The sequence below is a fragment of the Asaia krungthepensis NRIC 0535 genome (assembly GCF_025995175.1).
Classification (GTDB): domain Bacteria; phylum Pseudomonadota; class Alphaproteobacteria; order Acetobacterales; family Acetobacteraceae; genus Asaia; species Asaia krungthepensis.
Map to the genome: position 1 here is coordinate 64,452 of NZ_BAPV01000002.1, position 25,919 is coordinate 90,370.

The 25,919-nt window shown below is 60.4% G+C and carries 22 protein-coding genes; 16 read left to right on the forward strand and 6 right to left on the reverse strand.

The genetic code is table 11. The features are described 5' to 3' along the window. Positions 1-184 precede the first annotated feature (184 nt). The 8 genes from AA0535_RS01010 (at position 185) to AA0535_RS01045 (ending at position 8,235) form a co-directional block, all read left to right on the forward strand. Positions 185-568, forward strand: a complete 384-nt coding sequence (locus AA0535_RS01010) for a glycerol dehydrogenase (protein ID WP_264814015.1) — start codon at positions 185-187, stop codon at positions 566-568. Then, positions 568-2,769, forward strand: coding sequence for a pyrroloquinoline quinone-dependent dehydrogenase (locus AA0535_RS01015; protein WP_264814016.1), 2,202 nt, complete (start codon positions 568-570; stop codon positions 2,767-2,769). The genes AA0535_RS01010 and AA0535_RS01015 overlap by 1 nt, the downstream gene beginning before the upstream one ends. A 461-nt stretch (positions 2,770-3,230) precedes the next feature. Beyond that, positions 3,231-4,412, forward strand: a complete 1,182-nt coding sequence (locus AA0535_RS01020; RefSeq protein WP_264814017.1) for a glycosyltransferase — start codon at positions 3,231-3,233, stop codon at positions 4,410-4,412. Further along, positions 4,409-4,603 carry a hypothetical protein gene (locus AA0535_RS01025; protein WP_264814018.1) on the forward strand — a complete coding sequence of 65 codons (195 nt, stop codon included), beginning with the start codon at positions 4,409-4,411 and terminating at the stop codon, positions 4,601-4,603. Before AA0535_RS01020 ends, AA0535_RS01025 begins: the two co-directional genes overlap by 4 nt. Positions 4,604-4,615: 12 nt before the next feature. After that, a complete protein-coding gene (locus AA0535_RS01030; protein WP_264814020.1) occupies positions 4,616-4,909 on the forward strand; it encodes a putative quinol monooxygenase in 294 nt (97 codons plus the stop codon). Positions 4,910-4,993: 84 nt separating this feature from the next. Then, the gene (gene dcd / locus AA0535_RS01035) at positions 4,994-5,545 is read left to right on the forward strand and encodes a dCTP deaminase (protein WP_264814021.1); all 552 of its coding nucleotides are present in this window, start codon (positions 4,994-4,996) and stop codon (positions 5,543-5,545) included. A 531-nt stretch (positions 5,546-6,076) separates the two neighbouring features. After that, positions 6,077-6,718 carry a gluconate 2-dehydrogenase subunit 3 family protein gene (locus AA0535_RS01040; protein ID WP_264814022.1) on the forward strand — a complete coding sequence of 214 codons (642 nt, stop codon included), beginning with the start codon at positions 6,077-6,079 and terminating at the stop codon, positions 6,716-6,718. Further along, positions 6,715-8,235 carry a GMC family oxidoreductase gene (locus tag AA0535_RS01045; protein ID WP_264814023.1) on the forward strand — a complete coding sequence of 507 codons (1,521 nt, stop codon included), beginning with the start codon at positions 6,715-6,717 and terminating at the stop codon, positions 8,233-8,235. Before AA0535_RS01040 ends, AA0535_RS01045 begins: the two co-directional genes overlap by 4 nt. A 497-nt stretch (positions 8,236-8,732) precedes the next feature. Here AA0535_RS01045 and murA read toward each other — a convergent pair whose 3' ends face one another. Together murA and AA0535_RS01055 are read right to left on the reverse strand one after the other, a co-directional pair. Continuing rightward, positions 8,733-9,995: a UDP-N-acetylglucosamine 1-carboxyvinyltransferase gene (gene murA / locus AA0535_RS01050; protein ID WP_264814024.1), complete on the reverse strand. Its 1,263-nt coding sequence runs from the start codon at positions 9,993-9,995 to the stop codon at positions 8,733-8,735. A gap of 120 nt (positions 9,996-10,115) precedes the next feature. Continuing rightward, positions 10,116-10,745, reverse strand: coding sequence for a Crp/Fnr family transcriptional regulator (locus AA0535_RS01055; RefSeq protein ID WP_264814025.1), 630 nt, complete (start codon positions 10,743-10,745; stop codon positions 10,116-10,118). A 273-nt stretch (positions 10,746-11,018) separates the two neighbouring features. Here AA0535_RS01055 and AA0535_RS01060 point away from each other — a divergent pair, with 273 nt between their 5' ends. From AA0535_RS01060 to AA0535_RS01090, 7 genes are all read left to right on the forward strand, one after another. Further along, complete coding sequence (locus AA0535_RS01060) at positions 11,019-11,825, forward strand: OmpW/AlkL family protein (RefSeq protein ID WP_264814026.1); 807 nt, start codon at positions 11,019-11,021, stop codon at positions 11,823-11,825. Positions 11,826-12,464: 639 nt separating this feature from the next. Next, positions 12,465-14,882, forward strand: coding sequence for a TonB-dependent receptor (locus AA0535_RS01065; protein ID WP_264814027.1), 2,418 nt, complete (start codon positions 12,465-12,467; stop codon positions 14,880-14,882). Between the two features lie 143 nt (positions 14,883-15,025). Next, positions 15,026-16,138, forward strand: a complete 1,113-nt coding sequence (locus tag AA0535_RS01070) for a glycerophosphodiester phosphodiesterase family protein (protein WP_264814028.1) — start codon at positions 15,026-15,028, stop codon at positions 16,136-16,138. Between the two features lie 94 nt (positions 16,139-16,232). Further along, positions 16,233-16,910: an HAD-IA family hydrolase gene (locus tag AA0535_RS01075; RefSeq protein WP_264814029.1), complete on the forward strand. Its 678-nt coding sequence runs from the start codon at positions 16,233-16,235 to the stop codon at positions 16,908-16,910. 18 nt (positions 16,911-16,928) lie between these two features. After that, positions 16,929-17,327 (forward strand): NUDIX hydrolase, encoded by a 399-nt coding sequence (locus AA0535_RS01080; protein ID WP_264814030.1) that lies wholly within the window; start codon positions 16,929-16,931, stop codon positions 17,325-17,327. 93 nt (positions 17,328-17,420) lie between these two features. Then, positions 17,421-19,289, forward strand: coding sequence for a molecular chaperone HtpG (gene htpG, locus AA0535_RS01085; protein ID WP_264814031.1), 1,869 nt, complete (start codon positions 17,421-17,423; stop codon positions 19,287-19,289). Between the two features lie 365 nt (positions 19,290-19,654). Beyond that, positions 19,655-19,972, forward strand: coding sequence for a hypothetical protein (locus AA0535_RS01090; RefSeq protein ID WP_264814032.1), 318 nt, complete (start codon positions 19,655-19,657; stop codon positions 19,970-19,972). 23 nt (positions 19,973-19,995) lie between these two features. Here AA0535_RS01090 and AA0535_RS01095 read toward each other — a convergent pair whose 3' ends face one another. From AA0535_RS01095 to AA0535_RS01110, 4 genes are read right to left on the reverse strand one after another with little or no spacing between them, the layout of a single operon-like run. After that, positions 19,996-21,807 (reverse strand): PepSY-associated TM helix domain-containing protein, encoded by a 1,812-nt coding sequence (locus tag AA0535_RS01095; protein WP_264814033.1) that lies wholly within the window; start codon positions 21,805-21,807, stop codon positions 19,996-19,998. Continuing rightward, positions 21,804-22,112: a hypothetical protein gene (locus tag AA0535_RS01100; protein ID WP_264814034.1), complete on the reverse strand. Its 309-nt coding sequence runs from the start codon at positions 22,110-22,112 to the stop codon at positions 21,804-21,806. Before AA0535_RS01100 ends, AA0535_RS01095 begins: the two co-directional genes overlap by 4 nt. A 10-nt stretch (positions 22,113-22,122) precedes the next feature. After that, positions 22,123-22,407, reverse strand: a complete 285-nt coding sequence (locus AA0535_RS01105) for a hypothetical protein (RefSeq protein WP_264814035.1) — start codon at positions 22,405-22,407, stop codon at positions 22,123-22,125. After that, complete coding sequence (locus AA0535_RS01110) at positions 22,404-24,686, reverse strand: TonB-dependent siderophore receptor (protein ID WP_264814036.1); 2,283 nt, start codon at positions 24,684-24,686, stop codon at positions 22,404-22,406. Before AA0535_RS01110 ends, AA0535_RS01105 begins: the two co-directional genes overlap by 4 nt. Positions 24,687-24,974: 288 nt before the next feature. On the opposite strand from AA0535_RS01110, the gene AA0535_RS01115 reads away from it, so the two are divergent. Continuing rightward, complete coding sequence (locus AA0535_RS01115; RefSeq protein ID WP_264814038.1) at positions 24,975-25,895, forward strand: bifunctional helix-turn-helix transcriptional regulator/GNAT family N-acetyltransferase; 921 nt, start codon at positions 24,975-24,977, stop codon at positions 25,893-25,895. Positions 25,896-25,919 lie beyond the last annotated feature (24 nt).

Sequence of the window (25,919 nt, forward strand, 5' to 3'; positions counted from 1 at the left end):
AGCGATAAACCCCGAGAGGATGATCGGCCCCCGCAATTCCGCCGGGACCGGGCTTTTCAGCCCCGCATGGCAAGGTTCAGCATAAGAGACCAATTCGGTACGGTAACATAATTTTCACTGATATGTGTTATCCTGTTCTCTTTCGAATGCGGGTAAAGGCTGAAACTCGTCTCAAGGAGGTTTCATGACAGCTCGTACCAGACCCAGACGCGCCGGCGACTGGGCGACTTTGGCTCTCGCCATCTTCATCGTCCTGTTCGGACTGATCTTCGTTGGCGGTGGCGGCTATCTGCTCAGCCTCGGTGGCTCCGCCTATTACCTGATCTGCGGCATCGTCCTGCTGGCCTCGGGCCTCTTCATGGCCATGGGTCGCCTATTGGGTGCCTATCTTTTCCTTCTCGCCTGGGCCGGCACGCTGGTCTGGACCATTGCCGAATGCGGTTTCGACTGGTGGGGCTGGCTGCCACGCCTCTTCGGCCCGACGCTGATCGCCATTCTCGTCGTGCTCAGCCTGCCTGTCCTGCGTCGTCAGGATACGGTTCGTCCAGTTTCCCGCGGAGCCGTCTGATGCGTAGACCAGCCCTTCTGACCGCCACCATGCTCGGTGGCCTCCTCTCTGCCTCGGTCGCACTCGCGCAGATCCCGCCCTCGAACTCGACCCCGGGTGAAGACCATACGTCTCCTGCCGAAGCCCACAGCCAGGGCCCCGGTCGGTTCGGTGGACCGGCGCCATCGGCCCCGCAGGCACCGGGCGTGAATGCCGCCAACCTCCCGGACATCTCCGAGATCGGCATTGCCGACGTCCCCGCCGCCGTGCCGCAGATCGACAGCACCCCGGCGCGTGAAGACTGGCCCGCCTATGGCCGCGATTCCAACCAGAGCCGCTATTCGCCCCTGGAGCAGCTGACACCGGATAATGTGGGCAAGCTCAAGCGCGCCTTCGTGTATCATACGGGCAGCAAGCCGGGTCCGGGTCAGGCCAATAAATGGGCCGCCGAAACCACGCCGATCAAGGTGGGCAACTCGCTCTACATGTGTTCGGCCATGAACGACATGATGCGTATCGATGCGGCCACCGGCAAGGAAATCTGGCGACATGATGCCGGGGTGAAATACCACTCCATCCCCTACACCGCCGCGTGCAAGGGCGTCACCTATTACACCTCTTCCACCGTTCCCGAGGGACAGCCCTGCCATAACCGCATCATGGAAGCCACGCTCGACATGCGCCTGATCCAGGTCGATGCCGAGACGGGCAAGCTGTGCGAGGGCTTCGGCTTTGGCGGTCAGGTCAACCTGATGCAGGGCATGGGTGAATCCGTTCCCGGCTTCGTATCCATGACAACCCCGCCCCCGGTCATCAATGGCGTCGTGGTGGTCAATCATGAAGTGCTCGACGGACAGCGTCGCTGGGCGCCCTCCGGCGTGATCCGCGGCTATGACGCGGAGAGCGGCAAGTTCGTCTGGGCCTGGGACGTGAACAATCCCGACAACCACCACCAGCCCGAACCCGGCAAGTTCTACAGCCGTGGTACGCCCAATTCCTGGGCAGCCATGACGGGCGATAACGAGCTCGGCCTTGTCTATGTCCCGACCGGCAATTCGGCCGCCGACTACTACAGCGCCATGCGCACCGACAAGGAGAACGCCGTTTCGTCCTCCATCGTCGCGATCGACGTCAAGACCGGTGAGCCGCGCTGGGTATTCCAGACCGCCCACAAGGATGTCTGGGATTACGATATCGGTTCCCAGGCCACCAAATTCGACTATCATCATGCCGATGGTACCGTGACACCTGCCCTGCTGGTGCCCACCAAGCGTGGCCAGACCTTCGTGCTCGACCGCGCGACGGGCAAGCCCCTTCCGGAATTCCCGGTTGTCGAAAAGCCTGCTCCCGCCAGCACCATGGCAGATGATCCGCGCAGTCCGACGCAGCCCTGGTCCGACGCTTTCCCGCGCCTTGCCTTTCCTGATCTGAAGGAAAGCGACATGTGGGGCATGTCACCCATCGACCAGCTCTATTGCCGCATCATGTACCGCAAGGCCCGTTATGTCGGCGAGTTCACCCCGCCTTCCACGGACAAGCCGAATATCGAGTATCCCGGCTATAACGGTGGCAGTGACTGGGGCAGCATGGCCTATGACCCTGAATCGGGCATCGTCATCGCCAACTGGAACTCCACCCCGATGTACGATCAGCTCATCACCCGTAAAAAGGCCGATGCGCTGGGTCTGAAGCCCATCGACAACCCCAGCTACAATCCCGCTGGCGGCGGCGCCGAAGGCAATGGCGCCCAGGCCGATACACCTTATGGCATCGTGGTGACTCCGTTCTGGAACCACTACACGGGCATGATGTGCAACAAGCCGCCCTATGGCATGATCGAGGCCATCGACATCAAGACCAAGAAGGTCCTGTGGTCGCGTCCGCTCGGTACCGCACGCGCCAATGGCCCATGGAACATGCCGACGGGTCTGCCGCTCAATATCGGTACCCCCAATAATGGCGGCTCTGTCGTCACAAAGGGCGGGCTGGTTTTCGTGGCAGCAGCAACCGACAACCAGATCCGCGCCATCGACATCAAGACAGGCAAGGATGTCTGGTCCGATGTGCTGCCGGGTGGCGGTCAGGCCAATCCGATGACCTATGAGGTCAACGGCAAGCAGTATGTCGCCATCATGGCCGGGGGCCATCACTTCATGATGACCCCTGTGACCGACCAGCTGGTGGTCTATGCTCTCCCCGATGAGGCCGACACCAAGCACTGATAGCGCTTCGCGCCGTATCTCGACCGAAGAATACCGAAGGGCCGGGGGTTTTACCCCCGGCCCTTTGTTTTTGCCGTCCACCAGAAATATACTTCGCGCAACAGCCTGACTGAGTGTCAAGCGGCATGGATATCGTCATCCCAAGCACATTACTCGTATTGCGGCCTCTACCATCGCCCCTTCAGGCCGGCGCTTGCCCCCCCCGAGCACGTCAACCCGCCCTCTGCGCATGTTCGGCCTCCAAGGCAGACAGAAACCTGCTGCAGAAGCGCAGAAACAGTGCCTGACCGGTACAGACCGGTTCTGCCATGCCTCCATGAGACAGTGGTGTTCCTGCGCGAGGCAGATCCGTTCGCCCCTCCAGAGGTCACATGAGCATTTAAGGCACGGGGGCGGGGGTTTTTCGCCATCGGGGGTTCTTTCCTCTCCCTGAGGCGGGCGCTTCATGCTACCGGCAACCTATGTCGCGCCACCGCCCTCATATTCTTCAGGTTCTCCCTGCCCTGGGCATGGGGGGGATCGAGCAGGGCACAGTCGAGATGGCCGAGGCTATCGTGGCTGCCGGAGGCCGTGCCTTTGTGGCGGGAGCGACAGGGGCGCTCCTGCCCCGTCTGCTTTCCGTGGGCGCGATTCATATCGAGTTGCCCCTTGGGCAAAAATCTCCGATTGCCATTTTGCGTAACAGCCGTGCTCTCGCAGAGATTATCCGTGCCGAGGGGATCGATCTTGTCCATGCGCGCTCTCGCGCCCCTGCATGGGCGGCCTGGCGCGCAACAAGGCGCACCCGCACCCCCCTCGTGACCACATGGCATGGCGTCCACAAGGCCAGTTTCCCCGGCAAGAAGCGCTATAATTCCGTGCTCGCGCGGGGCGCGCGCGTGATTGCCATCAGCACTTATATCGCCACGCGCCTGCGTGAGGATTACCGCGTGGGAGAAGACCGGCTCCGTCTGATTCCCCGCGGTGCCGACATGGCACGCTTCGACCCTGACCTGATCAACGGCGCGCGGATACAGGCTCTGGCAGAAAAATGGCAGGTGGCCCCCGGCACGCCGGTGATCATGTTGCCTGGCCGACTGACCCGGTGGAAAGGCCAGTTGCTCCTGCTGCGCGCTATGGCACTCCTCCAAACGATCATGCCCGGCCCATGGCTCGCCGTGCTTGTCGGTCCGGCCGATCCCGGTGACACCTATGTGCAGGAAATCGAGGCAACCGCCCGGCGCCTGGGCCTGAGCGAGCGCCTGCGCTTTGCCGGGCTCTGTCAGGACATGCCCGCTGCCTATGCGCTGGCCGACGTCGTCGCCGTGCCCTCTCTGCGCCCGGAACCCTTCGGTCGTGTCGTCATCGAGGCCCAGGCCATGGGACGTCCCGTTGTGGTTTCAGCGCAGGGCGGTGCGATGGAGACAGTGCTCCCATACCGGACCGGCATCCTGGTCCCACCGGACGATGCCGCTGCCCTCGCCGAGGCGCTCCACCAGATTCTGACGCTTTCCGATGGCGCACGCGATCTTCTGGCAGAAACCGCGCGTCATCACATTGCGGAAAACTACACCACCCGGCAGATGCAATCGGCCACCCTCGCCGTCTATGATGAGCTGCTCGGTACCTGCCTGGCAGACCAGTTTCGGGACCCTGACCAATGACCACACCGCAACGCCCCGTCCCGACCCTGACCGAGAAGGCCCAGGCCGATCTCGACAAGCGTCTGGCCCGTGAAGCCGCAGCCCTGCGTGCCAATCTGCTGCGCCGCAAGGCCCAGGTCCGCAACCGGGCGGTCAAGGCCCCGGAAGACCAGGACTCATCGCCCGTGCGCGAAGAGTCCGCCTCCTCCTGAAAGGATTATCCAATGTCCAAGGTTCTCTATGCGACCATGCGCGCCCTGCCCGGCAAGCGTGAGGAAATCGCCCGTCTGCTCACGGCTCTGGCCGACGATGTCCGCAGCGAGCCCGGCAATGAGCGCTTCGTCGTGTATACGCTCGAGGAAGACCCCGATTTCTTCCATGTTGAAGAAACCTACCGCGATGAAGAGGCCTTCAAGACTCATATCGGCATGGAGCACGGTAAGGTATTCAACAACGCCATCAAGACCCTTGTCGAAGGCGGCGGCTCCAAGGTCGTGTTCCTGACCCATATCGCCTGAGCCTTCCCTCTCCGGTTTGCAGAGAAACGCCCACACGGCTAGACCTGCAAACCTCTTTCCCCCTCACCCACCGGAAGTAACGCCATGCCCATCATGCCAGATAGCTGGATCCGTCAGATGGCTCAGGAAAAGGGCATGATCGAGCCCTTCGTCGAGGCCCAGAAGCGCGAGGGCGTGATTTCCTACGGTCTGTCTTCCTATGGCTATGACGCCCGTGTCGGCGAGGATTTCAAGATCTTCACCGATGTCGACAATGCTGTCGTGGATCCGAAGCAGTTTGCAGCCAACAGCTTCGTGACGCGGACGGGCGACATCACAATCCCACCCAACAGCTTTGCCCTGGCCCATACGGTCGAGTATTTTCGCATCCCGCGCGATGTCCTGGTAGTCTGCCTGGGCAAGTCGACCTATGCCCGCTGCGGCATCATCGTGAACGTGACCCCGCTTGAACCCGAATGGGAGGGTCAGGTCACCATCGAGATCAGCAACACCACCAAACTGCCCGCTCGTATCTATGCCAATGAAGGAATCTGCCAGTTCCTGTTCTTCCAGGGCGCTTCCCCCTGCGAAGTCAGCTACGCCGATCGCGCGGGCAAATACATGAAGCAGCGCGGCGTTACCACGCCGCGCCTTTGAGAACCCGGTTCCGGCCGTTCGGGCACGGTGGCATGGGGCTTTGCCCCATACCCCACCAAAGGACGGTCGTCCTTTGGAAACCTGTTTGAACAGGACGGAATCGAGGAAATTGATCTCTTTCGGGAAGTCGGGCAAAGCCCTGCAAACATTTTTCTCACAAGAAACTATCTGTACAGGGCCTCGCCCGATACCCTTCCTCGGGGTATTCGCAAATCGAAGTTCGGCTCGATCAAAGCGGGTTGAAAGGGGCTAGCCCCTTTCCGGGGAGTGGGGCAGCGCCCCGCAAAGACCCCTCATCGCACTACCCTGCGCTGACAAAGCGCATTGAGACACCCGGCCGATGGACAATGCCCTGAGAAACTTAGTCTGATGAGTACGAGACGACGACGGGCTAAGGAGACACCCAACTCTCGGCACGTGTCCTTTCTCGATTTTGAGAAGCATTCTCAATAACTTGACGGGAGGGGCCGCTTGGCAACTTTCGCCGGTCCGGGCATGTTAGAGGCGTCATCACGGTTTTGGGAACGCACCATGAGCCAGACATCTCTCCCCCCTGCCATCGACCCGGATTATCTGGCTCTCCTCGACTCCGACCGTATATCGGGCCGTACCCGACAGATCATGGAAGAGCGGGCCCAGACCAGCGATGCTGATTACAAGCCGCGTCATCTCTCCCCTGAGGCTCACAATGTGCTTGTCGCGCTCACATCCAGAGTCCTGCCCCAGGGTGCAGTTCTGAGCGATGCCAGCATCAACCTCGCTGCCCGTATCGATGCAAGACTGGGAACGGCAGGAGATGGCTGGCGATTTGCCTCCTTGCCTCCCGACCGGGAAGCTTACGAGCTCGCCCTGACCGGGCTGGATACACAGGCGCGCCAAAACACAGGAAAGGGCTTCGATGCTCTGGCACCCGGGGATCAGGACAGCATGATCCACACCATGGCGGAGGGCGGTCTCGCCACCGAAAAGCTTGACGCCACCCAGATGCGCGCCTGGTTTGCCGACCTGAGGGCAGATTGTGTGCAGATCTTCATCAGCCATCCTGCCGTTCAGGCCCAGCTTGGCATCGATGCCATTTTCAACGGTGGCGACGGGTTCTTCCAGGGTTTTTCCGCCATGGGTGAGGGCGTCGAGGAAAGCTGGGAACCTGCTGCAAAAGGGATCAGACCATGAAAACGCGTCGTTTCGCCGATAACGAGATCGTCGATGTCGTCGTGGTCGGCACGGGTGCCGGCGGCGCCCCCCTTCTGGCAGAACTTGCACGGTCCGGCATGAAAGTCGTGGCTCTTGAAGCCGGGCCACGCTTTGACCCGAAACAGCATACACCGGACGAGGCCACGGCTTCCGAAATCTACTGGCTGGAAGAACGCCTCTCCGGCGGCGCGAACCCCATGGCCTTTGGCGGCAATAATAGCGGCACCGGTGTGGGCGGTTCCATGCTTCATTTTGGAGCTTTCATGCCGCGTATCGACGCACGGGACATGAAGCTCCACACCGAGACAGGAAAGGGCGTGGACTGGCCGTTCGATTTCGGGACATTATTGCCCTATATCGAGCGCGTCGAACGCGAAATCGGTGTGTCAGGACCGGCATCCTATCCCTGGGATACTGAGCGCCGCTACGCCTATCCGCCGCCAGAGCGTAATGGCGCAGCCCAGGCCATGGCCCGCGGCTGCGATGCACTCGGCATTCGCAACGCCGATGGCCCCACAGCGCTGATCACGCGTGATTGGGGTGATCGCAAGGCCTGCACAGGCTGCGGCGCCTGTCATCAGGGATGCCGTAACGGGGCAAAGTCAGGGACCGACGTCACCTATCTCCCCCTTGCCGTTTCGGCGGGCGCAGAAATCCGGCCCAATTGCTTTGTCCACGGGATCGAACGAGACAGCGCCGGCCTCGTCACAGGTGTGGTCTACCGTGAAAACGGACAGGATCGTCTGCAGCGCTGCGCCCATCTCGTGCTGGCGGCAGGCGCGGTCGAGACCGCGAGGCTCCTTCTGCACACCGGTCTCGCCAATCGCAGCGGGCAGGTCGGGCGCAATTACATGGCTCACATCTCCACGCAGGTCTGGGGGACCTTCGACGAGATCATCCGCCCGAACAAGGGCTATCCATCACTCACCATCACCGAAGACATGATGCGCCCGGCAAACGCCGATTTTGCTGGAGGTTATCTGATTCAGTCCCTGGGAATGATGCCACTGACCTGGGCGACCGGCGTCGCGCGCGGGCGCGGCCTGTGGGGTGATTCTCTTACAAAATACCTGCGCGGCTACAACTATATGGCGGGTCTCGGCGCCCATGGCGACTGTCTGCCCAATGACGACAATCTCGTCATCCTGTCCGATGAGAAAGGGCGGGCTGGCGTACCCAAGCCCAAAATAACCTTCAGCTACGGCCCGAACGAGCAGGCCATGCACGAGCATATGGCCCGGACCATGACCGCCATCTGGGAAGCTGCGGGGGCCAAGGATATCTGGGCGATGGACCGCGCCGCACACATGATCGGCACCTGCCGTATGGGCAGCGATCCCGATCATTCCGTGGTCGATCCCCATGGGCGAAGCCACGATATTGCGAATCTGTGGATCAGCGATCACTCGATCTTTCCGAGTGCCACAGCCGCCAACCCGGCCCTTGCCATCATGGCGCTCAGCCTGCGCACCGCTGAGGCCATCAGAGGCCGCTGAGCGGAGCCATAGTCCGTGTTGGGGGGAGATTTATTGGTAAGGGCGCGCTTTCAGCAGCCTCGGTCCATAGAGCTCTTCAAGGAGCGTGGATTGGGGCAACGCCCTACATTCCAGACGAAGCCTTGCCCCTCTCCCCCCTCTCACGGGGAATGAAAGCCTCAAGGGCGATAGACCTTGGGGCGGATCATTAAGCGCCAACCCCGCCGATCATGACTTGGGTTTGACGGGGATTATACGGGGAAACAGGCTTCATCTTTGGAAGAGGACGAACTCCCCATCCGGACTTTCCGGGCCGGATGGTTATCCGAGGGACTGAATGTAAGGCCGCTCTTCCATGATGGATTTTACCTTTCGGAAATCCCTCATCAGATTCCGCCTGACATATCTGAGCGGAACGGCGTCCCTTATCCCGCCTGCGACCAACCGGTTTCCAGAAAACGACCGTCCTTTGGCGGGGCATGGGGCAGAGCCCCAGTCCCTCGCCCACCCGACCAATCCTACTCGCGTATACGCTCGATATCGGCGCCAACGGCAGAAAGCTTGCGATCGACAGCCTCGTAACCACGGTCGAGGTGATAGATGCGGCTCAGTGACGTCTCACCCTGCGCGCCGAGTCCGGCAAGAATCAGCGAGAACGAGGCGCGCAGATCGGTTGCCATGACGGGAGCGCCGGAAAGGTGATCCACGCCGCGAATAATGGCCGACGAGCCGTGAACATTGATTCGCGCGCCCATGCGGTTGAGTTCCGGCACATGCATGAATCGGTTCTCGAAAATCGTCTCTGTCACCATCGACGCGCCTTCGGCCACGGCGAGCATGGCCATGAACTGGGCCTGCATGTCTGTGGGGAAGCCGGGGTAAGGCTCGGTCATGATGTCCACGCCTTTGAGTGCGCCCGTACGACGCACGCGGATAGCGTTTTCCTCCTCCAGCACCTCGACACCGGCTTCCTCGAGCGTACGCACAACGGCGCCCAGATCGCGCACGCGGCCCCCGATCAGACGCAGATCGCCTCCCGTGATACCGGCAGCGCAGGCATAGGTGCCGCATTCGATGCGATCGGCCATGATGGCATGCTGGGCGCCGGTCAGCGCCTCGACACCATCAATGACCAGAGTCCCTGTCCCTGCCCCGGCGATGCGTGCGCCCATACGATTCAGGCACTCGACCAGATCGCTGATCTCGGGCTCACGCGCCGCATTGACGATCTCGGTACGTCCCTTGGCCAGGGTGGCCGCCATGAGCAGGTTCTCGGTCGCGCCAACCGAGGCAAAAGGCAGGACGATACGATCGCCCACCAGACCGCCCGGCGCGCTGGCATTGATATAGCCATTCTCGAGACGGATGGTCGCCCCAAGCGTCTCGAGCCCCTTCAGATGCAGATCGACAGGGCGCGTTCCGATGGCACAGCCACCAGGCAGCGAAACACGCGCTTCATGAGCGCGCGCCAGAAGCGGACCAAGCACGAGAATCGAGGCGCGCATCTTGGAAACGATATCATAAGGCGCTTCGACCGAGGTGATCGGGCCACCGATCGACAGGGTCCGCCCTTCTGCATCGACCGGCTCAACCGCAATGCCATGCTGACGCAGCAGGGTCTGCATGGTCTCGATATCGGCAATCTTGGGGACATTCGACAGGATGAGACGCTCGGATGTCAGAAGCCCCGCGACCATGAGCTTGAGACCGGCATTCTTGGCGCCGCCGATCACGATCTCGCCTTCAAGACGCCTGCCGCCACGTATGATGAAACGGTCCATGATCTCTAGCTCCTGAAGGGTGAGGCTCTCGCGGGAAAGTGTCCTCTCTCCCCCGTCATCATGGCTTCGTCAAGGCATCAATTGGGCATGATCGGGCAGCGTCTCACACCCGCTGCGCCCTCATCCGCCGCGAGCCAGAGTTTCCAGTGCTGGCAGGTTCAAAAGCGTGATCTGCGTCACCTGGGTGATGGCTATCAGTTTCTCGCGCTGCAGGGCATTGAGCGTACGGCTGACTGTCTCGATCGTGAGACCGAGATAATCGGCGATCCCGGTGCGGCTCATGGGCAGATTGATGACGATTTCCCTCGTGGGAGAGCGATGATGTTGCTCAAGCAGGAAACTCGCCAGACGTTCGCGCGCCGTCTTGCGCCCCAAAAGAAGCATGCGCTTCTGGGCCTGCACGAGTTCACGCGACGCTTCCTCCATCAATCGGTGCTCGATATCGGGGAACTCACGCTTGAGGATATTCAGACCGGTGCGGGAAAAGCGGCATAAGGCAAGCGGTCCGAGTGCCTCGGCGCTGAAGCCGTAAGTAGCGCCGCTCGCCAGTCCCAGAAAGTCGCCACTCTGGGCAAAGCCCGTGATCTGACGTCGCCCGTCGGGCATCAGGGCGAAGATCTTGACGTGGCCTGAAGTAACGATGAAGAAATCATTGGCGGGCTCGCCTTCCTGGATGAACGTCTTGCCCGCCATCACGGCCAGACGATGAGAGTATTGCGCCAGTCGCGACATGTCATCCGGATCGATCACGGAACAAATGCTCCGTGGTCGCGCCTCGCAGTGAAGGCATTGTCCGCAATTGCCGCAAGATCCGAGCATGCTGATACTATCCCTGGTCTGAGCATCCATGACGAACTCGGTCCTCTTTTTTTATTCTTATTCTTGGTTCGTTAACATTAAGTCATATACTGTGGCCAAATCCCCACGGTCGAACACTTCAGTGTCACCGCTTTGACATGGATCAAGGCGGTGCATCATAACGCATGGTGAGAGAACGTCACTGTTTAATAACGGATGACGTCGATGAAGACTTCTTTCAAAATCTCAAGCGCGCTGCTGACCGGCTTTGTCGCCGCCGCCGTTGCGGCTCCTGCCGCTCAGGCGCAGAACGCTCCGGTCGTGAATGCGCCCGTTTCCACCAACATGGTTCTGGCCCCTCAGGCCCAGGCCATGGCGGCACCCCGCGCTCCCGCAAGCGATGATTGCGGCCTGTTCAAGACCTGCTCGAGCACCAAGATCGGTCTTGGCAAGGGCGATTTCATCGTGCGTCTGTCGGCTCTCGGCGTCATTCCGGAAGATCGTGACAGCAAGCTCTGGCTGAATGGCTCGGCTATTCCGGGTCACGTGAAGACCACCAACCAGGTCATGCCGGAACTGACGTTCGAGTATTTCTTCACCGATAATATCTCGATCGACCTGATTGCAGCCAGCACCCGCCATGAAGTGGCTGCCAAGGGTACGCCGCTTGGCAATATCGATGTCGGTAGCGCCTGGGCTCTGCCCCCCACCATCACGCTGGCCTGGCATTTCCGCCCGCATAAGCGCTTCAACCCCTATGTGGGCGTGGGTGCAACGCTGGCATGGTTCCATAACGTGTCCCCCGCCGGTGGCCTTGTGCAGAAGCTCAATGTCGGCGTGACGGGCGGCCCGTCGGTCAATGTCGGCTTCGATTATCAGCTGGTCGGCAACTGGTTCTTCAACATGGATGCCAAGCAGATGTTCCTGCGCATGCATGCATGGGCGAATGACCGTGGGTCGGGCGCCTTCATCAAGGCCCATGACTCGCTCGACCCGACCGTGGTCGGTGCCGGTATCGAATACCGCTTCTGATTTCCCCTCCCCGGGACAATCAGTAAACGAGGCCGCCCGGTATCCGGGCGGCCTTTTTTATTACCGGCCACAGGATATGACCTGCTCTCGACGTCTCTTCGGGAAGTTACGCTCCCGGAGGCATCTCCAGCCCGCTTGCCCGGCTCGAGCTTCATGATCGAGCCATGGCCGGGGTGCTTACAGAAGCCTCAGCAGCCCCACCCGACCGAAGCTCATAACGCCCAGCGTCGGCAAGGAAAGCATCACCGCTCCGATGACGCGCGGCCAAGCCTTTGCAACGGACGCGATTTCAACGCCAAGACCCAATGCCGCCATGGACATGATCGCGCGGACGGCTGAACCCGGTGCAAGGGAAGCCCGCGCTACGTGACCGCTTTTTCCAAGACGTCACGCTTGTGGGCATCGGAAAAAAAGAGCGGCGCCACTACCCTGCGAGAAGCAAGAGGCAACAGTATCGGCTTCACCGCTCTCAAGTAACGAACACAGATCGCCTCCACGCGATATCGCCCCAGATGCTTCGTGTGAGCTTTGATATTTCATCAATCCTTCACAACTCGATCATGGAAGATTCACACACCGTAACGAACTCTCCGAATAGGGTGCGCCGCGTTCCAGCCCGCCTTAAAGGAAAATTCACTGATGAAGCTTCGCAAGCAGCGCCGCGCTCTCACGCTGTCTCTCTTCTGCTCCCCCCTTGCCCTGATGAGCGCCACCGTCCAGGCCGCAGAAGCGAAGCTTCCCGTCCATCAGAATACAGCGCCCGCCTCACAAGTTCAGGCGCACGGCCCATCACGCAAGGCGAAGGCTCTGGTCTCCAACGCCCCGGCCGAAGAAGTCATCGCCACTGCGCGCCGTACTCGCTCTGAGCAGAGCGTGGGCCATACTCAGCTCCAGCGCATCCTGCCCGGGGTCAGCCCCCTCAAGGCGCTGCAGATTTTGCCGGGCGTCGTGTTCAACAATGCCGATCCCTGGGGCAATAACGAGCAGAATTCCTCGCTCTTTATCCATGGCTTCAACCAGAACCAGCTGGGCTATACGCTCGATGGCATTCCGCTGGGCGATCAGGCCTATGGCAATTACAACGGTCTCTCGCCCCAGCGCGCCGTGATCAGTGAAAACGTGGGCAATGCCACGGTCGCAACCGGCTCCGGCGCCCTTGGCACGGCCTCGACCTCCAATCTCGGCGGCACGCTGCTGTTCTCCTCGCTCGATCCCAAGCAGAAAATGGGCGGTCAGCTCGACCAGACCTTCGGCAGTTTCTCGACCTTCCGTACCTTTGCCCGCTTCGATACCGGCAATTTCGGCAACGGCAATTCGGCCTATATCTCATGGGCCCGTCAGGATGCCCGTGCCTGGGATTTCGCCGGTCATCAGGGCGGCAATCAGGTCAATGCGAAATTCGTGCACAAGGGCAGCAAGGACAAAATCACCTATTTCTTCGACTGGTCCGACAAGGTCGAACCCAATGAAGACGGCATCGTGCTGCCCAATGGCTACGGCACCTATGTGCGTCCCTTCACCTACCCCGATTTCAACTACGCCAAATCCTATCTGAACTCTGCCGCCTACAAGAATGCCGGGCTGAATTACCGCAATTACTACTCCGCAGCGCAGCGTGAGGATTTCCTGACCTATCTGGGCTGGCAGCATGATTTCAACGCCAACCTGCATTGGGACAACAAGTTCTATTATCATCACAATCTGGGTGAGGGCGTGGTGGCCGGGCCGATCACGGCGGCAGGTCTGCCCACGCTATTCGGCGCGTATTTCCCGAACCAGAGCGCCAGCCAGCTCAGCAATGTATTCGGCGGCTCGGGTTATGCCACACGCACGACCGAATACTGGGATAACCGCGGCGGCCTGCTCACGACGCTGCGCTACAAGCTCGGCCATCACGACCTCGAGGTCGGGGGCTGGTACGAGCGCAACAATAACACCCAGGCCCGTCGCTGGTATCCGCTGGATGCAAACAACCCGACCACGCCCTATGACCGCCAGCAGGACGCACTGATCAAGCAGTACACGAACTATTTCTATACCAACACCTTTACCACTCATCTGCAGGATAGCTGGCGGGTGACGAAAAACTTTACCCTCTCGGCAGGCTTCAAATCCGAGCTGGTCTACACAAACGGCACCCTGCCCGTAGCTGGCAAGCCAGGATCGCTTTCACCGGCAACAGCCGTGACCGTACCGGGCGGCACGATCGCCGCGGTCAAGCCGTTCCTGCCCTCTTTCGGCGCTTTGTGGAATATCACGCCCAACGAGCAGTGGTTCGCCAATATCCAGGAAAACATGCGCTCGTATCAGGACGCTGGCTATGGCAACGCCACACCTTGGGGCGCCACCAGCCAGGCTGCGTTCGAGGATTTCAAGAAGCATGGCAAGGTCGAGACCTCATGGACCTATGAAACCGGCCTGCGTACCCATCACCATGTGAATCTCGGACCACTCACCGATATCTCCGCACAGGCCGAATACTACCACGTGCATTTCTCGAACCGTCTGGTCGCCATCGCCACCACGCAGTCGTTGTCTTCCATCATCGGCTCGGCCACTACGCTTGCCAATGTGGGTTCGGTCACGACAGACGGTATGGATTTCTCCTTCACCGCGCAGTTCGGACCGCATTTCTCGCTCTATAACGGGCTGAGCTATAACAAGTCGGTCTATAACGACAATTACAACTCCGGCACCTCCACCATCCGCATCGCCGGACGCAACGTCGCCGGTCAGCCGGACTGGACCGAAAAATTCGTTGCCACCACCAACTGGGGCAATTTCTACGGCCAGTTCATCGGTGACGTGATGGGCAAGCGCTACACCACCTATACCAACGACCTCTGGGCCTCGCCCACCGCACAGTTCAGCATGAATGCGGGCTATACCATTCACGGCATTCCCCATATTCCGGCCTTGCGCGTTCAGGGTAATATCACCAACCTGACCAACACCAAGGGCTGGTCCACGGTCAATGTGAACCAGGTCTCCAACCAGTTCACCGCCTTCCCCATCGCGCCGCGCATGTATTTCCTGACCCTGAGCGCCACCTGGTAATCCGGTTCGGTCCGAAGGCGGCATAAAGCCGCGACCAGAAAACAGGAGCGCCATCTGCCACCCGGTCGGGCAGCATCGCTCCTGTCGTCACACCGCCTCTTCCCGGCCGGGTCATGACGGGGACAGGCTTCAGGAGAGCTGATTTGCTGTCACGTCGTCACACCCTCTTTCTCGGCCTCGCCGGGATCTGCGCCCCTGCTCTGACACCGCGCGCTTTCGCTGCCCCCTCTCTGGCGCCCAAGCCGCTTGTTTTCGCGCATCGCGGCGCCTCCGCCCTGCGCCCCGAACACACCCTGGCCTCCTACGCCAAGGCCATGGAAGACGGTGCCGATTACATCGAGCCTGATCTGGTCGTGACAAAGGACGGCGTGCTGATCGTGCGTCATGAGAGCAATATCGCCGATACTACTGATGTCGCTTCCCGTCCGGAATTTGCCGCCCGCAAGCGCAGCCTGACCATAGATGGCCAGAAAGAGACGGGCTGGTTCACCACCGATTTCACCCTGGCGGAACTCAAGACTCTGAGGGCAAAAGAGCGCCTGCCCCAGCTTCGCCCTCATAACACGCGCTATGACGGGCATTTCGATGTGCCGACCTTTGAGGAGGTCATCGATTTTGTGGCCGGTGAGTCTGCCGCGCGCGGCAAGGTGTTCGGGCTTATTCCCGAAATCAAGAATTCCACCCATTTCCACAGCCTCGGTCTGGACCCGGAAACCGCGTTCCTGCGCACCATCGCGGCGCATGAATACACCCGTCAGGCCCCTCTGGAGCTTCAGTCTTTCGAAACAACCAATCTGAAGGCGATCGGCGACAAGACGCGCGCGATCAACCCGCAGGCACGAATCATGTTCCTGATGGGCGAGCCCGGCCAGACACCGCCCGATCTGCTGGGCAAGAATGACGCCCAAACCTTCGGCGATTTCATGAAGCCGGAAGGTCTACGCGCCATACGCCGGTTTGCCGATGTGATCGGCCCTTCCAATACGGATCTGATCCCGCGCAAGCCCGATGGCTCATGGGGCACACCCACGACACTGATCATCGACGCGCATGAGGCAGGGCTTCTCGTGCACTCCTATACGGCACGTCCGGAAAACTACTGTCTGCCGAAGGAGCTGCGCGATGGCGGGGCACTCAACGCCCGCAACCCGCAAGGCATGATTGCCGAGGTCAAACGCTATCTCGATATGGGGCTGGACGGGTTCTTCACCGATGATCCGGCTTTGGGTCGTCTGGCCGTCGATACAGCGGGGTAACCGTATAATTTGATCCGACGCAAACTTGCCTGCGTTGGACAGGTCATGCAGGGTCTGCGCCCTGTGTGACCTGTTCTCATGACGGAGATTTCTCTTGGCCGAGCATGATTTGTTTCCCGGTAAAGCCTTCGATGCCTTCCTGTTCGATATGGATGGCACGATCCTCACCTCCATCATCGCGGCAGAGCGCGTCTGGACCCTCTGGGCGCAAAAGCATGGCCTCGATGTCGAGACATTTCTCCCCACCATCCATGGCGTTCAGACCGTAGAGACCATACGCCGTCAGAAATTGCCGGGCGTCGATCCGGTGGCTGAAGCGCATTGGATCACCAGCCGTGAGCTGGAGGATACGCATGGCATCGACCCGATCCCCGGTGCCACGGCCTTTCTGAACAGCCTGCCCGCTGATCGCTGGGCCATCGTCACCTCGGCCTCACGCGAGCTTGCGCTCAAGCGCATCGAAATTGCCGGGCTGCCTCTGCCGACAATCCTGATCACGGCGGAAGATGCGCCGAATGGCAAACCTGCGCCCGATTGCTTCCTGCTGGGCGCAGAGCGTCTGGGCTTCGAGGCGGAGAATTGCGCGGTGTTCGAGGACGCCCCTGCAGGGATCAAGGCCGGAGAAGCCGCCGGTGCCAGCGTGGTGGTGATTACAGCCACCCATACCCACGAAGTCGAGGTGCCCCATCCCACCGTGCCGGGTTACGAGGCGCTCAAGGCGCATCGCCTGCCCGATGGCCGTCTGTCCATTCTGGGCGACACGCCTCGCTGAGGCAGTCCGAGGCCGATTATGTCTGTCATCACCATCGCCGCCGCCCTGTTGCATGACGGGGCGGGCAGGCTTCTGCTGGTACGCAAATGCGGCACCCTGGCCTTCATGCAGCCCGGCGGCAAGATCGAGCCGGGCGAGACCCCGCAGGCCGCGCTGTTGCGCGAAATCGGCGAAGAACTCGGCATTCAGCCAGATGAAACGTCGTGCCGTTTCCTCGGGAAGATCGAGGCCCCGGCGGCCAATGAGCCCGGCCATATCGTGCGGGCCGATCTCTTCGCTCTGCTCTGGCCCGGCCCCGTCTCTATTGCCGCCGAAATCGAAGAAGCGCTCTGGGTGACGCCCGAAGAGGCACAGGTCCTGCCTCTTGCCCCGCTCACCCGTGATTGCGTTCTGCCCCTGTATCCCCTGATTTCCTGAGCCGCCGCCTCTCTTGAAAAATCAGGGACGCATTTCTACTTTCCCATGCAAATCGGTGCTTTTGTGGCACCAACACAGTCTTGAGGGATCTCCATGACCGAAAACACCGAAAAAGATCAGGTCCAGGGCGCCGAAAGCCATGAATTCAGCGCAGAAGTCGGGCGCCTGCTCGACCTTGTGGTTCATGCTCTTTATTCCGAGCGCGAGATCTTTTTGCGTGAGCTGGTGGCCAACGCCGCCGATGCTTCCGACAAGCGTCGTTTCGAGGCGCTGACCGACGCTGCCAAGGCACTGCCCGCAGATGCCGCGATTCGCATCAATCCCGACAAGGATGCCCGCCTGCTGACCATCAGCGATAATGGCGCGGGCATGAGCCGTGAGGATCTGGCAAGCAATCTCGGCACCATTGCACGCTCGGGCACGCGCGCTTTCGGCGAGAAGCTGAACAGCGCAAAGCCGGAAGACCGCCCCAGCCTGATCGGCCAGTTTGGCGTCGGCTTTTACGCCGCCTTCATGGTGGCCGACAAGGTGGACGTGATCTCGCGCCAGCCCGGCTCCGACCAGGCCTGGCAATGGTCGTCCGATGGCAAGGGTGCCTACACCATTGCGCCCGCCACACGTGAACAGCCCGGCACAGACATTATCCTGCACGTCAAAACCGATGCCGATGAATTCCTCGATGCGTGGCGTCTGCGCTCGATCGTCCGCAAATGGGCCGATCATATTTCCTGGCCGATCACGCTGCGTGAAGGTGAGGAAGACAAATCGGCCAATGAGGGTACGGCGCTGTGGCGCAAGTCGAAATCCGACATCACGCCAGAGCAGTACACCGAGTTCTACCGCCACGTCGCCCATCAGTTCGACGAGCCCTACGCGACCCTGCACTGGAGTGCGGAAGGCACGACCGAATTTACGGCGCTGCTGTTCATTCCCGGTGCCCGTCCGTTCGACTTCATGGAGCAGTCGCGTGAGAGCAAGGTGCATCTCCATGTGCGCCGCATGTTCATCACCGATGAAGCCGAGCTTCTGCCGGCCTGGCTGCGCTTCGTGAAGGGCGTTGTCGACACCGAAGACCTGCCTCTGAACGTCTCGCGCGAAATGCTGCAATCGACCCCCGTGTTGCAGCGTATCCGCAAGGCCGTGACCAAGCGCGTGATGACCGAAATCAAGAACCGCGCCAAGGATACGGAAAATGCCGTGTTCTTCGGGACGTTCTGGGAAAATTTCGGCCCGATTATCAAGGAAGGCATCTGGGAGGATTCCGAGCACCGCCAGGAGCTCGCTGCCCTGTCGCGCTTCCGTTCCACGGCGTCTGACGATCCGACCACGCTCGATGCCTATCTGACGCGCATGAAGCCGGGTCAGGAATCGATCTATTACCTGACGGGTGAAAACGCTGAGGCCCTCGCCGCCTCGCCGCAGCTCGAAGGCTTCCGTGCCCGTGGCATCGAGGTGCTGCTGCTTTCCGATCAGGTAGATGGCTTCTGGCCCGATCGCCTGTCTTCCTATGAAGACAAGACACTGAAATCCATCAATCAGGCTCATGGCGATCTGGAGAAATTCGAAGCCCCCACGCCGGAAGGCGAGGCTGCGGATCTCGAGAAGCTGATCCCTGCGCTCAAGGAAGCCCTTGGCGACGACGTGAAGGACGTGCGCGGCACTGTGCGTCTGGTCGGCAGCGCCGTGGTCATCACGAGCGAGGGCGGTCCCGATCTGATGATGCAGCGTCTCATGCGCCGCTCGGGTCAGGGCATGCCCCCCGCAGCCCCGATCATGGAAATCAACCCGCATCATCCGCTCATTCGTGATCTCGCAGCGCGGGTGGAAAAAGGTGAGAGCGTGGCCGATTTCGCCCGCGTTCTACTGGATGTCGCCCGTATTCAGGATGGCGAGACCCTGCCCGATGCCGCAGGTTTCGCGCAGCGCCTGACCGCCATGCTGACGAGCGCCGCCAGCGCGTGATTGATCGGTGCCTGTCGGTGCGCGTTGCACGCCATGACGGTGCCTGGGGCAGCGTTCAGCGCGCGCGTCGAGCCCCCGAACTGGCACCAAGGTCGACAGAGACGTCATTCTGCCTTGGAGAAGGCCCGTACCGCGAGGTACGGGCCTTTTTCATGTCAGCATCCCGGACACGCCTCCCTGCCCGACCAACCGACCGACCGACCGCCCGATACGAAGATCATGCTTTTTCCTGATCCGAGACCTCGCCTTTGCGTGATCATGGACCATCGTCGGGCGCGAAATCTCCGCAACTTCCCCCCAACCGGATGAGTTCTTCTTTCCCACCGGGCAGGCCCCTCGGCCGCCCTGCATAAGGATGTCGGATCATGACGCAGAGCAGCTTTCATCCCACCAAGGAAATGGCCTCGGCAGCACGCCACGGTCTGAAATTGCGTGAGAAATTCAACCGGGGCGGCACTGAGGCAGGCGTGAAACGGGCCGAACAGCTGGCAGAGCAGAGAGATCTGGATGAAAGCGATCTCAAATCGATGCACAGCTTTTTCGCCCGTCATAAATCCGACCAGCACACCAAGACTCATGAATGGGGATCGGACAGCGATCCCTCCGCAGGCTATATCGCCTGGCTCCTATGGGGCGGAGACCCGGCACGGGACTGGGTCGAGCGCAAGCTTGAGTCGCTCTGAACACCGTCTATCTGCGCGGGCGCTCAAGCGGCGTATGGTTTGCTCATGCGCCGCGCGAGATAGATCAAACTGACAGCAAGGCCCAAGGCAATCAGCACCACGCTCCAGGTGACAAAATCTGTGCCACCGCCTCTGTACAGCACGATGATCGCCAGAAGGGCATGAAGCGCCCCGGTGAACCGGAGCAGGACACCCTCCATGCGTGTGTGCAGGAAAGAGAGTACCATGAGCAGCCAGAATACGCCCTGATACAGCCGATATGTTCCTTGCTCATCCAGCAAACCGGGCGCCACCAGTCCTGCGCCGAGAATGAGGGCGATGCCAGCCATGCACCCCGTACAGCATCCCGTTGTCAGGCGGGAAAGTACGAGTGTCCCACGCGTATCGACCCGTTGACCTGAAGCCTTTTCGCGACGGCGGCGCACAGCAATCCAGAGCCTGCTCCCGGTATAGAACAGAAATGCTCCCGCAAAGCCGAGAATGAGGTAGGCCCAGCGTATGGGAGCACCGCCATAACTTCCGAAATGCAGCGCGAAGAAGCTCGTCAGCGCAGCAAACCCGGCGGATTGCTGACCGGGTAGATAGTCTTTCCACAACAGGGCACCCGTTATCGGATCGAGCGTTGCAAATCCACTATTCGGGCCACGCATGACATGCGCCGCATCATGACCCGACACTCGCAATGTCAGAGACCCTCCAGGCGCCGAAGGTGCTGCACCGCCACGTTCACGTGACCTGCGCTGCGCATAATCCAGCGTATCCGGAACAAAACCGGGGGCTATCTCGGCAATACGCGCAAGAATGCGATCGGGCGGCATTACACGGGAAGCCTCCGCTGTCGGTCCTTTCCCATGAGAGACGGTTCCATCCATAGCGGGTCTATCATCCTCATCATGAGGTGACAGATGTGACTTGCTTTCCCGCCGGTCGCCTTCTGCCGCCTTGTGATGAATGCTATCTCCGTTTCGTAAAACAGGATCTTTCCCGGCAGAACCGATGACGATCCGGTCCCCTACGGCCCTCCCCGCGCTGCCCTGATCCGCCGTTGCGCTGTGTACGGCTTCTCGACTGGAGCGTGCATGCCCCTGGCCAACAGTCCCCTGAAGGGCACCGTGCTCGGCGCCTCGGTGCTCCCCCGCCAGAAATCCCGCTTGCACTGAGAAGATCACGTCGTGGAACGCGAAAACCACGGAAGTCAGCGCCATGACGATGTGAAAAGGCAGGGAGCAGAAGCCGAGCAGATTATGCAGATCGAGCCATTTGCGCCGCGCACCGCCCACCAGCCTGACGGCAAAGAGACCTCGCGCCAGAGCGGGCAGGAAAACGAGCGTACCGGAAACCAGCGCCAGAGCATAACCGAGCGCAATGAACCCCATGACGATCATGGCCGTCTCATGCGGCAGAGGCAGACCCATGCGCTGATGAATCACATCGATCACCTGCGCGACGGGAGAAGGCCGGCGCGTCACGGTCACGAGCTGACCCTGCGCATCGAGCGCCGCCATCATAACCGTCGCCGAACCGTGCCCATGCCGCCCCTCGCTCAAAGGCCATACAAGTCTGGCGGGATGCGCGGCATCAGGCGCCACCACGATCGAGTATTGGCGGCGCGCCTGGGGAAACGCCATGAAAGCCTTCTCGAGAAGCTCCGGTGTCCGTTCCAGAGAAACCGGCTGAGGCAGTGCAGGGCGTGGTGTCATCCAGGATTCAAGCGCAGGCTCGAACATGGTGATGGCCCCGGCATAAAAGGCGATGAACAGAAAGAGCCCGGCCACCACGCCTACCCAGCTATGAACCTCGCGATAGACCGCAACGATATCGGCGCGCAGCTTCATGGACTGCCTCCCGCGGCAAAACCGGCCAGCAGCGTATTGGCAAGCCAGACGAGGCAGGCGAGCCAGCCAAAGCCGAACCAGGCCCCAAGCCCGGAGCGAAACAGGAAGCACAGGCTGAGGCAGAGCACCCAGATCAGCGCTGCCCCCCACATCAGGAACTGGGCGGACAGGGTCATCGGATTGCCCGTGCTGCCGCAGAGATGCCCGATCAGCACCATGACCCCCAGAGCGAGCGCGGCACCCGGGATCAGGGCCGCAAGCGTCTTTGACAGCCAGTGTCGTGTGGTGAGGGGCGCGGCTTTCATGATTGTGCCCTCATGACCTGCTTCGCTCGCGCCGAAAGACCGCCACGGCGACGGGCAACAGGCTGAGCACGACCATCAACCCGACCGCACTTGAGAAAACTCCCACAAGGGGGCTCGTGGCCGTCGCGAGGCCGATCATGGACAGAACCAGAAGAAGCATCCCGGCGAAAACCGCGGGCCGCAGGGGCAGCCGACGCGCCAGAAGAAGCTGCTGATGGGCCGCCAGGTAGAATGCCATACCCGCCATCACGACCAGCACACCTCCGGCAACGGCAAAAAGCAGATGCCCGCTCACCAGCGATATTCCAGCCGCATGGTCAGGCTGCGACCCTGCCCATAATAACAGGCAGAAACGGCCGTACAGGTCGCCACGAAGCGCTTGTTCGCGATGTTTCGCATATTGAGCGAGAAGGAGAGACCGTTATATCGGGGCCGCGCCACGCCGAAATCATAGCGCAGGAACATGTCATACAGCGTGTAGCCGGGGATGGAGAGCGTATTGGCCGTATCGCCATAGGAATGGCCCGTATAGCGCACACCACCGCCGAAACCCGCACCACGCATGGGCCCATGCAGCAGGCGCTGATCGACAAAAAGCGAGGCCATCCATTTCGGGGCCTGAGGCATATAATTGCCAATCTGCGAAGCCGTATTGGATTCCGTGATTTTCGCAGCACTACGCGTCCCGGTGAAAATGACCGCCATATCCCAGGGCAGCGTCGCCCGGCCTTCGAGTTCGAGACCCCGCACGCGCATTTCGCCCGTCTGCACAAGGCAGGTGGCTGTGCCGCAAAGCTGGCCGTTCGGCGCCGGTGTCGTCACATTCTGCTGGGTGATCTGATACCCGCCAAAGGTCACATAAATGCTCTTGCCATACTGATAGCGCAGCCCTGCTTCGTACTGGTCACCCGTGGTTGGCTTGAAAGGCTTGTTATCGAGCGCGGTCGAAGGATCGGACACCTGAGGCTGGAATGATGTAGCGTAACTGAAATACGGCGCCAGACCGATCCGGGTGCGATAGACGGCACCCGCACGCCAGGTGAAACGGTCATTATCGTTTAGATAGCGTTTCTTGGTCAGGATATTGAGCGTGTTGTCACGCGCCCAGTCCTGACGCCCCCCGACTGTGATGTAGAGATTCTCGATCTTCATCTGGTCCTGGAAATAAAGACCATTCTGCTGTGATTCCGTAGCACCATAAACCTGTGGTGCCAGACCGGCCGAATAACCGGTTGTGCCACGCGCCACCGGATCGAAGATATTCAGCAGGGGCAGCACAAGCGCCGAATTGACCAGATCGCGCGAGCTTTCCCAATTGGTGTAGAAATAATCCGTGCCGAACAGCAGGGTATGGCGCACCATGCCCGTTCTGGCCCTGACCTCGAGCTGGGTATCTGTCGCGACACCCTGGGAACGCCCGCGCCCTTCGACTGCACGACGATTGACGGTCTGATAGGGTACGCAGCCCTTGATGCTGGCCGTGCATTTTGTGAGCGTATCTCCCGAAAGCACGGTCGAGCGGTAGAGATTATCGAGATAGGTATAACGCGTGTTGTTGCGCAGCGTGACGATATTGCTGAACTTGTGCTCGAGGAACGAGCCCGTCAGCACCTGTGTCCGATCGAAATTGTTCCAGTCCGGCTCACCGATATTTTCATCATTGCGGATATAGCGTCCCTTGGACGGCACAAGTGTGCCAGTCATCGGCAGGAACTGGAAAGTCGATCCACCCGTATCGCGCTGATATTGCGCCAGCAGCGTCCAGCTCGACCCTTTGGCGTAATTCCATGTCAGGCTGGGCGACACGTAATAGCGCCCGCTATTCACATCATTGACCTGCGTTCCGCCATAACGCGCCACGGCAACGATACGCCCCTGTACCGTTCCCGATTTATTGAGCTTGCCGGAAACATCCCCCGAAGCCTGGCCCTGCCAGTTGCCGAGCTTGGTATAGCCGATGGTCTGGAGAAAGAATTCACCATGCGACTTTTCAGTTGGCCGCTTGGTGGTAAGATTGACGATACCGCCCGGTGCCGTCTGGCCATAAAGCGCGCCTGAGGGCCCCTTCAGGACCTCGATCTGCTGCAATGCAAAAGGATCGAAGGAGGTACGCGTCCACTGGCCGCCGGATGGGAGACGCAGCCCATCGACGAAATTATTATTCGACGAGAACCCCCCGGCGCCGAACCCACGCACCGAGACCTCATCCACGCGATTATCGACACCGGATGGCTCGGCCTGCACGCCCGCCATATAGGAGAGCGCATCTGCAATGGTCGGTGACGCGCGCAACTCGATCTCTTCACGCGTCACGATCGAGATCGTCTGCGGGGAGTCGATGATCGGTGTCCGCGTTTTTGTCGTGGCCCCTGCTTGGGAAAGACCCGTGGCCGACACCACGATGATCTCATCTGCTTTTTCCCGGCGGGGGGAATTTTTCTTCTCTGTTTCATGCCCGATCGCGGGCGGTTTTTTGCGCAGAATGGACTCAGGCTGACTGGCCTGCGCCATGGCTGAAGGAAGAGACGTCGCGCCTGCAGTGGCAAGAACGACAAGACCGATAATCCTGCGCATTGTTTTGAATTCACATCATCTGGAAACGAAAACCTGAGTCGCCAATCTTGCAATTGCGAGTCATTGTCAATTGGTTAATGACTCGGAAGTCAGGTTTTGAGCATTCGGTGACACACAGATGTCACACCTCCGCTCCCACAACATGCTGCCGCGCATTCGTCCCGCATCCGTTTCCCGGACCCCTTAATTGCCCGAAATCCGCCCTGTTCGGAGCGCAGTAAGGTTCCCGGTTTCAGCACTTGACGTTCGAAACGTCATGAAAATCACGCGAGGAACAGACGCTTCAACATGGATGATATGATCGAGGCCGTACGGCGCTATAACCGTTTCTATGTGAAGCATATCGGAGCCATCGACATCCATTTCCTCGGCGAGGAAATCAGCATGGCCGAAGCGCGCGTCCTGCTAGAAATTGCACGTCATGAGCCGATACGTGCCTCGACCTTGCAGGAGATTCTCCAGATCGATCGCGGTTATCTGAGCCGCATCATTACCCGTCTGGGTCGCAGGGCTCTTGTAGCGCGTGATGATGCCTCTCAGGACCGGCGGAGCCGCCCCGTGAGCCTCACGCCCGAGGGTAAGCTCTTTGTCGCCCAACTCGACAGGCGTATGAATGACGCCATACGCGCGTCTCTCAACGGGCTCGACCCTGTCGAGAGGCGCGATCTGGTTACCTCTCTCCGACAGGTTCAGAGCCTTCTGTCGCCAGGGGACAAGGCAGCCTTGTCTCTACGGGCACCCCGACCCGGGGAAATCAGCCTCATCGCCGCGCGTCAATCGGCTCTCTATGCAGAGAGCCATGGCTGGGGGGAGAAACTCGAATGTCTGATTGCCGAGACCGTCGCGCAGTTCATGCGTCACTTTACCCCGGAGCGTGAAGCCTGCTGGGTGGCCGATCTGGGTGGCATCATGGCAGGTGCCGTTTTTCTGACTGACGAGACCCGCCTGGGCGCACCCGGAACGGCAAGGCTCCGGCTGCTCCATGTCGAGCCTTTCGCCCGACGGCAGGGCGTAGGCGATGCTCTGGTTCAGCAATGCGTCGCTTTCGCCGCCGATAGAGGCTTCGAGCGGGTCATCCTGTGGACCCATACCGTACTGGATACGGCGCGCCGCCTTTATGCCCGCAATGGATTCAGCTGTATCTCCACAGCACCTCATGACCTGTTCGGCGTCACGTTACAGGGTGAGGACTGGGAGAAGCGTCTTTAATTGCCCTGCGCCCCATGGCCGAAA

What these genes read in the sequence shown, in the direction of transcription:
- AA0535_RS01010 (WP_264814015.1), top strand. Translation starts at nt 185, where the DNA reads ATGACAGCTCGTACCAGACCCAGACGCGCCGGCGACTGGGCGACTTTG.
- AA0535_RS01015 (WP_264814016.1), top strand. Translation starts at nt 568, where the DNA reads ATGCGTAGACCAGCCCTTCTGACCGCCACCATGCTCGGTGGCCTCCTC.
- AA0535_RS01020 (WP_264814017.1), top strand. Translation starts at nt 3,231, where the DNA reads ATGTCGCGCCACCGCCCTCATATTCTTCAGGTTCTCCCTGCCCTGGGC.
- AA0535_RS01025 (WP_264814018.1), top strand. Translation starts at nt 4,409, where the DNA reads ATGACCACACCGCAACGCCCCGTCCCGACCCTGACCGAGAAGGCCCAG.
- AA0535_RS01030 (WP_264814020.1), top strand. Translation starts at nt 4,616, where the DNA reads ATGTCCAAGGTTCTCTATGCGACCATGCGCGCCCTGCCCGGCAAGCGT.
- dcd (WP_264814021.1), top strand. Translation starts at nt 4,994, where the DNA reads ATGCCCATCATGCCAGATAGCTGGATCCGTCAGATGGCTCAGGAAAAG.
- AA0535_RS01040 (WP_264814022.1), top strand. Translation starts at nt 6,077, where the DNA reads ATGAGCCAGACATCTCTCCCCCCTGCCATCGACCCGGATTATCTGGCT.
- AA0535_RS01045 (WP_264814023.1), top strand. Translation starts at nt 6,715, where the DNA reads ATGAAAACGCGTCGTTTCGCCGATAACGAGATCGTCGATGTCGTCGTG.
- murA (WP_264814024.1), bottom strand. Translation starts at nt 9,995, where the DNA reads ATGGACCGTTTCATCATACGTGGCGGCAGGCGTCTTGAAGGCGAGATC.
- AA0535_RS01060 (WP_264814026.1), top strand. Translation starts at nt 11,019, where the DNA reads ATGAAGACTTCTTTCAAAATCTCAAGCGCGCTGCTGACCGGCTTTGTC.
- AA0535_RS01065 (WP_264814027.1), top strand. Translation starts at nt 12,465, where the DNA reads ATGAAGCTTCGCAAGCAGCGCCGCGCTCTCACGCTGTCTCTCTTCTGC.
- AA0535_RS01080 (WP_264814030.1), top strand. Translation starts at nt 16,929, where the DNA reads ATGTCTGTCATCACCATCGCCGCCGCCCTGTTGCATGACGGGGCGGGC.
- htpG (WP_264814031.1), top strand. Translation starts at nt 17,421, where the DNA reads ATGACCGAAAACACCGAAAAAGATCAGGTCCAGGGCGCCGAAAGCCAT.
- AA0535_RS01090 (WP_264814032.1), top strand. Translation starts at nt 19,655, where the DNA reads ATGACGCAGAGCAGCTTTCATCCCACCAAGGAAATGGCCTCGGCAGCA.
- AA0535_RS01095 (WP_264814033.1), bottom strand. Translation starts at nt 21,807, where the DNA reads ATGAAGCTGCGCGCCGATATCGTTGCGGTCTATCGCGAGGTTCATAGC.
- AA0535_RS01100 (WP_264814034.1), bottom strand. Translation starts at nt 22,112, where the DNA reads ATGAAAGCCGCGCCCCTCACCACACGACACTGGCTGTCAAAGACGCTT.
- AA0535_RS01110 (WP_264814036.1), bottom strand. Translation starts at nt 24,686, where the DNA reads ATGCGCAGGATTATCGGTCTTGTCGTTCTTGCCACTGCAGGCGCGACG.
- AA0535_RS01115 (WP_264814038.1), top strand. Translation starts at nt 24,975, where the DNA reads ATGGATGATATGATCGAGGCCGTACGGCGCTATAACCGTTTCTATGTG.